Source organism: Pseudoalteromonas sp. GABNS16E, assembly GCF_028598715.1.
GTDB classification, from domain to species: domain Bacteria; phylum Pseudomonadota; class Gammaproteobacteria; order Enterobacterales; family Alteromonadaceae; genus Pseudoalteromonas; species Pseudoalteromonas atlantica.
The window spans coordinates 213,444-220,445 of record NZ_JAQREZ010000001.1; the positions used below are offsets into that span (position 1 = coordinate 213,444).

The following is a 7,002-nucleotide window of genomic DNA, read 5'->3' on the forward strand; positions in this document are numbered from 1 at the left end:
CACAGCAATTAAAGCGTGCTAAACAAGCGTTGGAATTTGCTTTATATGAGGATGCGATTAACGATTTAACCGCTATTTTACAAATACAACCTGATCATATAGAGGCGCGTAATTTACTCGCGGCAACGTATTTTCAGCAACAAGATGTACTTATGGCTCAGCAGTTATTAGTTGCTGGCATAAAAATAAACCCTGAGGTTGTGCAGTGGCGTGTAATGCTCTGTAAAATTTTAATTATGCAGCAAGAGTACGAAGGCGTGCTTAAACTGCTCATAGCCGAACTTGAGCCGCAAGCAAACTTGGAGTTTTGGGTATTAAAAGGTACTGCAGCACAAAATGCGCAGCAACATCAAATAGCGCTTGCGAGTTTTACACAGCTTACACAGCTTCAGCCTCAGCAGGCTAAATGGTGGCTGGCGTTAGCTACTTCAAAAGATGCATTGGGGGAATTTGCTGATGCAAAGCACCTTTATAAAGTTGCCCTAGATTTAGGCGGTTTAAATGCCGCAATGACGCAACATGCACTTCAGCGCTTAGTCGCATTGAAGGAGGCTGTATGAGACCCAGTTTAAAAATGCGTTTAGGGGACTTACTCGTTCATGAGCAAATGATCACCGAAGCACAGCTAAGTGAAGCACTTAATGTGCAAGCTGCGTCAGGGCGAAAGTTAGGGGCTACATTAATTGCGCTTGAGTTTATAAGTGAGCCGCAATTATTGCGCTTTTTAGCCCAACAATTACAAATACCGTTTTTAGATATTTCGCAGCGCAAAATATCTTCAGATGTATCTAAATTACTTTCAGAGGTTTATGCCAGGCGCTACCGAGCATTAGTAATAGAAGATAACGGTGATTCTGTGTTAGTCGGAATGAGTGACCCCGCTGATTTGAGAGCGTTGGATCAGTTAGCGCCAATGCTAGCCCCTAAGCGAATTGAGCTTGCTGTTGTGCAAGAAAGCCAGCTTATGGCTGCGTTTGATAATGTGTACCGCCGAACAGAAGAGATTACTAACTTTGCTGAAAAGCTACACGAAGAATACGAAGACGTAGAAGAGTTTGATCTTAATTCCTTAGCAGATGAAACCTCTGACGCCACCGTAGTAAAACTACTGCAATCTATATTTGAAGATGCAGTACAAGTACATGCCTCAGATATCCACATAGAGCCTGATGAAAGGCTATTACGCATTCGCCAACGAGTTGATGGTGTATTGCAAGAGCACACATTAAACCAAGTAAAAATAGCCTCTGCTTTAGTACTTAGGCTAAAGCTTATGTCGGGGTTAGATATATCTGAAAAGCGTTTACCGCAAGACGGCCGTTTTAATATAAAAGTGCACGCGCACAGCATTGATGTACGTTTATCGACAATGCCAGTGCAATATGGCGAGTCAGTTGTGATGCGGTTGCTCGACCAATCTGCAGGGCTTTTATCGTTAGACGAAACAGGCATGCCGGTGCATATTTTAAAACGCCTGCGCAGCATTATAAAACGTCCTCATGGCATGGTGTTAGTGACTGGGCCTACCGGCTCAGGAAAAACGACCACCTTGTACGGCGCTTTAAGTGAGCTTAACCAACAAGAAAGTAAAATTATTACCGTAGAAGATCCGGTTGAATACCGCATTGGACGGGTAAATCAGGTGCAAATAAACAACAAAATAGGCTTAAGTTTTGCCAGTGTATTAAGAACCACGTTACGCCAAGATCCCGATATTATTATGGTTGGCGAAATGCGTGACCAAGAAACCATTGATATAGGCCTAAGGGCTGCATTAACAGGCCATTTAGTACTTTCTACGTTACATACCAACGATGCCATATCAAGCGCAATGCGCTTAATTGATATGGGAGCACCCGCTTATCTAGTTGCAAGCTCACTACGCGCTATTATTGCTCAGCGCTTAGTTAGGCGTATTTGCAATGAATGTAAAACACCGTATCACCCAGATAAACAAGAACAAAGCTGGCTTACCTATTTAGGCGAAGATGTTAGCAGCACACAATTTTGGCGAGGCCAAGGCTGCACAGCATGTAGCCATAGCGGCTACAAAGGCAGGGTGGGGATTTTTGAGCTGTTAGAAATGAACGACGCTATGATGGATGCCCTGCGTATTAACGACACGCAGCGTTTTGCCGAAGCGGCTAAAAATAGCGCTAATTTTGCACCGCTTTCTTATATGGCTTTAACGTATGCAAAGCAAGGCATTACCTCGTTAGATGAGGTATTTAAAGTGGCTGAATATGTACCTGAAGTGGTAGGTGATGACGATGCAGCTTTATAGTTACAAAGCCAAAGACGCAAACGGTGCGCTGGTTAAAGGGCGTGTTGAGGCAAATAATGAGGCCGGTGTGGCCGATAGCTTATTAAAGCGCCAGTACATACCTATTTCAATTTCGTTAGTTGAAACAAAAAACAATATAAAGTTATTCGATAACTTATTTAGCGAAAAAATAACCCTTGATGACATGATCATGTTTTCACGGCAAATGTATTCTTTACTTAAAGCCGGGATCCCCATTATTAGGGCAATGATAGGGCTTGCTGATACCACGCAAAATAAAGAGTTTAAAAGTGTGTTGCTTGAAGTAACACGCCAGCTCGAACAAGGCCGTGAATTATCTAGTGCGTTAGCTATACACAACAAGGTGTTTAGCCGCTTAACTATCTCTATGGTTAAAGTCGGAGAAGGGTCGGGACGATTAGAAGATGCGTTTTATCAACTGGCTATTTATTTTGAAAAAGAGCAAGAGACTCGTAAGCGCATAAAAGCCGCTATGCGTTACCCCACTTTTGTTATTTTGGCGCTTTTAGTTGCGATGATCATATTAAATATTTTGTGATCCCAACCTTTGCCAGCATGTTCGAAAAGTTTGATGCAGAGCTGCCTTTAATGACCCAGATCCTCATTGGCACCAGTAATTTTTTTGTCAACTATTGGTGGCTGCTAGCGCTAATGTTAGTGGGGGGAGTCGTTGCATGGCGTCGGTATTTAAATACGTCGGCTGGGCGCTTTAAGTGGGATCACCACAAACTCAAAATTCCATTTGTAGGCGATATTTTAAAACGCACCTTACTTGGCCGTTATAGCCAAAGTTTAGCCATGGTGCTGCGCTCGGGCGTCCCAATGACGACAGGGCTGTCGTTAACGGCCCATGCAGTTGATAACAGCTACATGGAAAAAGCCATTATCACCATGCGTCAAGATATCGAAAAAGGCGACAGTTTGTTGCGGGCTTCGCGAAGTAGCGAGCTATTTTCACAGTTGGTACTGCAAATGGTGGCAGTGGGTGAAGAAACCGGTCGCGTAGATGAGTTATTACAAGAAGCGGCTGATTTTTATGAACGAGAAGTCGATTACGATTTACGCAGTTTAACCGCAAAAATAGAGCCCATTTTGACGGTGTTTGTTGCCATTATGGTGCTTATTTTAGCACTCGGTATTTTTATGCCAATGTGGAACATGATGTCGGCTATTAAAGGGTAGCCATTGTGACTAACTGTCGTGTTCGTGCAACAGGTTTTTCGTTATTTGAGCTCGTTTTAGTAGGTGTTTTACTGGCAGTTATTATGGCTTTTGCTATACCTCAATACATAGGCATTAAAAATCAGGCACACAATGCGAGTGTGGATGTGGTGGCTGGTGGATTTGCCTCTGCGGTGTTGATGGTCAAAGGTCAGTGGGAATTATCGGGGCGTCCAAAGGGCGTTAATAATACAACACATATTAATTACGGAGGTGTGATTGTTGGTGTCGATGGACACAGAGGCACACCAACGGGTGATAAAACGACTAATACTGATACGCGGGCCAGCGCAATGACTGCACTGCAATGCCAAAAAGTATTAAGTGTAATTTTACAAGATGCGCCTACAAGCACATTAAGTACCGAGGTTTCTATAATAACCAAGGTGAGTTATTTAGTGCGTTATAACACTAAAAACAACCAGTGTATTTATTATTTAACTCATAATTTAAACACCAATAACCTACCTACCGATGGCGCCGTTATGGCTAAAAAAGTAGGGTTTTCGTACTTTCCAACAACAGGCAAAGTGCAAATTTTTAAAAACTAAGTAATTATAAAGAGGCTTACTTATGAAAACGCAGTCATTAAAACAACCAATGAATAAGCAAGCAGGTTTTACGCTGTTGAACTAATAATTGTAATTGTAATTTTAGGTATTTTAGCAGTGACCGCTGCCCCACGTTTTTTAAACCTGCAGGGTGATGCTAACGCTTCTACACTCGAAGGTTTACAAGGCTCAATTCGCAGTGGTATGAACATCGTTAATGGTAAATCTATTATCGCAAGTACCCATGAAAAAGATGGTGATTCGGTTTCTGTAGATAGTGGTGCAAACGTACCTATAGTTTATGGCTACCCTGCAGCGACGGAAGCAGCTTTTGAAGCTTTTTTAGATGTTGAATTTGCAGCTGATGACTCTGCAGATTTTAACCTTGTAGAACTTGCTGCTACAGGTACTACGGGCGATCAGGTATTAATTTTCCCTAATAGTTATGTGCAAACTGATGATTGTCGTATTGAATATACACAAGCATCAGCAACAACAACGACTACAACGCCAATACAAACAGTTGTAACGCCTCCTACTGTTACGCTTATCACGAGCGGGTGTTAATTTACATAAATGAATAGCAGTAGTAATCAACGATTGCGTGGCTTCACACTGGTTGAATTAATTATTACTTTAGTTATTTTGGGCATACTGTCGGTAACGGCAGTGCCCAAGTTGCTAGGAAGTTCAACAGAGCAAGCATACTCATACAGAGATAGGGTATTAAACGCCCTGCGCACAGTACAATTACGCGCGATGCAAAATACTGCAACAAGCAGCTGCCATAAACTGTATATTTCACCTACCTTGGTTGCGGGGCCAGAGCCAGAAACCTGTACTGGCGGCCCAAGTACCAATAATAGCGAGCATTTAGTTGTTGCTATAAATACCGAGCGCAGCGACGTACGATTTAATGCCTTAGATAGCAATGCTAATGCGTTTACGCAAATTAACTTTGACCCACTTGGGCGAGCAGATCAAAATTGCACAGTACAATGTAAAATTGACCTGGGTCTAGCCGCGGTGTGCATTAGCGGTGAAGGGCTTATTTATGCCTGCCCCTAAAATACAATCAGGTTTTACCTTAATTGAGCTGATTATTGGCATTGTAATGTTTGCTATTGCGCTAAGTATTATTACAGCGCTTATAGCACCTCAAGCAAAACAAAGTGCCAAGCCTATTGTCGCACTCAGGGCCTCAGAGCTTGGGCAAGCATTAATGAACGAAATATTAGCTAAATCATTTGATGAACATAGCGAGCGCACGCCACCATTTAGGCGCTGCTCCGAAACAAGCTTAGGCGGCCAGCCTTGTAGTACTCATTCTGAGCTTGGTGCTGATAGCGGTGAAACACGGGCTAATTTTAACGATGTTGATGATTACATTGCGCTCACAGGGCAACCAATTAGTGATAGTTTAGGGAATACATTAGCGCAATACAGCGACTTTTCACTGGTTGTGAACGTGCAATACGACAGCGACCTAAACGAGGCAACCAATAACGATGGCGTTGCCTTTAAACGAATTACCGTTGAAGTAACCTCACCCTTGGGGCAAGTGTACGGCTTTAGTGCATATAAAGGTAATTACTAATGAATAGAGCAAAGCAAAAGCGTGGCTTTACCTTAGTTGAGCTATTACTTGTTATGGTAATTATTGGCATTTTAGCCGTGGCGTCATTTTCGTTTATTAGCGCTGGATTTAATATTTATAGCCAAGGTGTAAAGCGCCAAGAAGCGGTGGCGCAAAGTCGCTTTGTTTTAACCCGATTAAGTAAAGAGCTTCGCCATGCAACCCCTAACTCACTGCGCTTAAATTGTGATAACGCCAGCAATGGAGCGTGTAGCACGCAGCAATGTTTAGAATTTACGCCGTTTTTATCTGCCACTCACTATACCGATTACTTACCCACTAGCGCCCCTTTTGAGATTACCGCCGTGAATTTTGCGCTTAATAATTTAACTGAGCCACAAATAAACGATTGGGCAAGTATCTATCCATTAAATAGCAGCGATATATACGATGAAAGTCAAAACAAGCGCCTACAAGTTAGCGGCTACAGCGCCGTTACAAGTGAGCTAGATACATGGCAATTTAGCAAAGCATTTGCTCAAGAGTCACCGAGTAAGCGCCTTTATTTATTAGATCAGCCCGTTAGCTTTTGTGTAGAAGGTAATTCACTGTATCGCTATAGCAACTACGGCTTTACTACAAACCAATTAAACGCCGCCAGCTTACAGGTTAGCTCGGGCGTTAAACGCGATTTAATGAGTAATTATATTGCCAATAACTTAACGAGCAGAGCCTTTTTTACGTTAAGTGAGATTTCGCTACAGCGCAGTGCGGTTGTTAATGTGTTTGCGCAAATGGGGTTTAACGACACCGAACAAATAAGTATTAGCCATCAGGTGCATGTGCCTAATGTCCCCTAATATAAAAAACATCAGTTTTGCTAAAAAGCAGCAGGGTAATTTGCTCATAATTACGTTGGTGATCATTGTCACTTTGCTGGCACTAGGGCTGGCGCTTTCTAAAGTGTTATCGGGTGCGGCGCAGCAAAATACCATTGAGTATTACGGCGCGCGCGCTTACATGGCAGCCCAAAGCGGATTAGAAACCGGCTTAAGCGAAATTTTTGCACTAAATAGCACTGCGCAAACATGCAGTGCAGTAACCACCAGTAGGAATTTTAGCACCCTCTATCTAGCCAATTGTGAGGTTGAACTGAGCTGTAGTGAATACATAGCCTTACCTGATAGCAGCACCCGCTCTGGCACTGTTAATATTTACTACTTAACCTCAGATCTGCATAAGAATTAAAGTCGAGTCACTTTTATACTCGGCTTTTTAGTCTGAAAAGTGTAGGCAATTAATCCAGCCATTAAATTAACCATAAATGAGATGCAGCTGCGGTGCCTTGT

Annotated in this window: 7 protein-coding genes and 3 pseudogenes; 9 read left to right on the forward strand and 1 reads right to left on the reverse strand. The window is 42.7% G+C overall.

Annotation, left to right across the window (positions count from 1 at the left end; all coding sequences use genetic code 11):
• The first annotated feature begins 29 nt into the window (after window positions 1-29).
• The 9 genes and pseudogenes from PSI06_RS00950 to PSI06_RS00990 all read left to right on the forward strand — a co-directional run bounded on the left by PSI06_RS00950 (window position 30) and on the right by PSI06_RS00990 (window position 6,901).
• On the forward strand, window positions 30-560 hold the full coding sequence (locus PSI06_RS00950) for a tetratricopeptide repeat protein (RefSeq protein ID WP_273603461.1): 531 nt from the start codon (window positions 30-32) through the stop codon (window positions 558-560).
• Window positions 557-2,284, forward strand: a complete 1,728-nt coding sequence (locus tag PSI06_RS00955; protein ID WP_273603462.1) for a GspE/PulE family protein — start codon at window positions 557-559, stop codon at window positions 2,282-2,284. The genes PSI06_RS00950 and PSI06_RS00955 overlap by 4 nt, the downstream gene beginning before the upstream one ends.
• Window positions 2,271-3,487: pseudogene (locus PSI06_RS00960) on the forward strand (type II secretion system F family protein). Before PSI06_RS00955 ends, PSI06_RS00960 begins: the two are co-directional and overlap by 14 nt.
• A 5-nt stretch (window positions 3,488-3,492) precedes the next feature.
• Window positions 3,493-4,077, forward strand: coding sequence for an agglutinin biogenesis protein MshB (locus PSI06_RS00965; protein ID WP_273603463.1), 585 nt, complete (start codon window positions 3,493-3,495; stop codon window positions 4,075-4,077).
• A 22-nt stretch (window positions 4,078-4,099) separates the two neighbouring features.
• Window positions 4,100-4,644, forward strand: a pseudogene (locus PSI06_RS00970) (prepilin-type N-terminal cleavage/methylation domain-containing protein).
• A 9-nt stretch (window positions 4,645-4,653) separates the two neighbouring features.
• Complete coding sequence (locus tag PSI06_RS00975; protein WP_054982903.1) at window positions 4,654-5,145, forward strand: type IV pilin protein; 492 nt, start codon at window positions 4,654-4,656, stop codon at window positions 5,143-5,145.
• Complete coding sequence (locus tag PSI06_RS00980) at window positions 5,132-5,674, forward strand: type IV pilus modification PilV family protein (RefSeq protein ID WP_273603465.1); 543 nt, start codon at window positions 5,132-5,134, stop codon at window positions 5,672-5,674. Before PSI06_RS00975 ends, PSI06_RS00980 begins: the two co-directional genes overlap by 14 nt.
• Window positions 5,674-6,513, forward strand: coding sequence for a PulJ/GspJ family protein (locus PSI06_RS00985; RefSeq protein WP_273603466.1), 840 nt, complete (start codon window positions 5,674-5,676; stop codon window positions 6,511-6,513). The genes PSI06_RS00980 and PSI06_RS00985 overlap by 1 nt, the downstream gene beginning before the upstream one ends.
• Window positions 6,503-6,901: an agglutinin biogenesis protein MshP gene (locus tag PSI06_RS00990; protein WP_273603467.1), complete on the forward strand. Its 399-nt coding sequence runs from the start codon at window positions 6,503-6,505 to the stop codon at window positions 6,899-6,901. The genes PSI06_RS00985 and PSI06_RS00990 overlap by 11 nt, the downstream gene beginning before the upstream one ends.
• On the opposite strand, the pseudogene PSI06_RS21625 reads toward PSI06_RS00990, so the two are convergent.
• Window positions 6,898-7,002, reverse strand: a pseudogene (locus PSI06_RS21625) (IS982 family transposase); the annotation flags it as partial. The gene PSI06_RS00990 and the pseudogene PSI06_RS21625 sit on opposite strands and share 4 nt — an antisense overlap.

What these genes read in the sequence shown, in the direction of transcription:
- PSI06_RS00955 (WP_273603462.1), top strand. Translation starts at nt 557, where the DNA reads ATGAGACCCAGTTTAAAAATGCGTTTAGGGGACTTACTCGTTCATGAG.
- PSI06_RS00975 (WP_054982903.1), top strand. Translation starts at nt 4,654, where the DNA reads ATGAATAGCAGTAGTAATCAACGATTGCGTGGCTTCACACTGGTTGAA.
- PSI06_RS00980 (WP_273603465.1), top strand. Translation starts at nt 5,132, where the DNA reads ATGCCTGCCCCTAAAATACAATCAGGTTTTACCTTAATTGAGCTGATT.
- PSI06_RS00985 (WP_273603466.1), top strand. Translation starts at nt 5,674, where the DNA reads ATGAATAGAGCAAAGCAAAAGCGTGGCTTTACCTTAGTTGAGCTATTA.
- PSI06_RS00990 (WP_273603467.1), top strand. Translation starts at nt 6,503, where the DNA reads ATGTCCCCTAATATAAAAAACATCAGTTTTGCTAAAAAGCAGCAGGGT.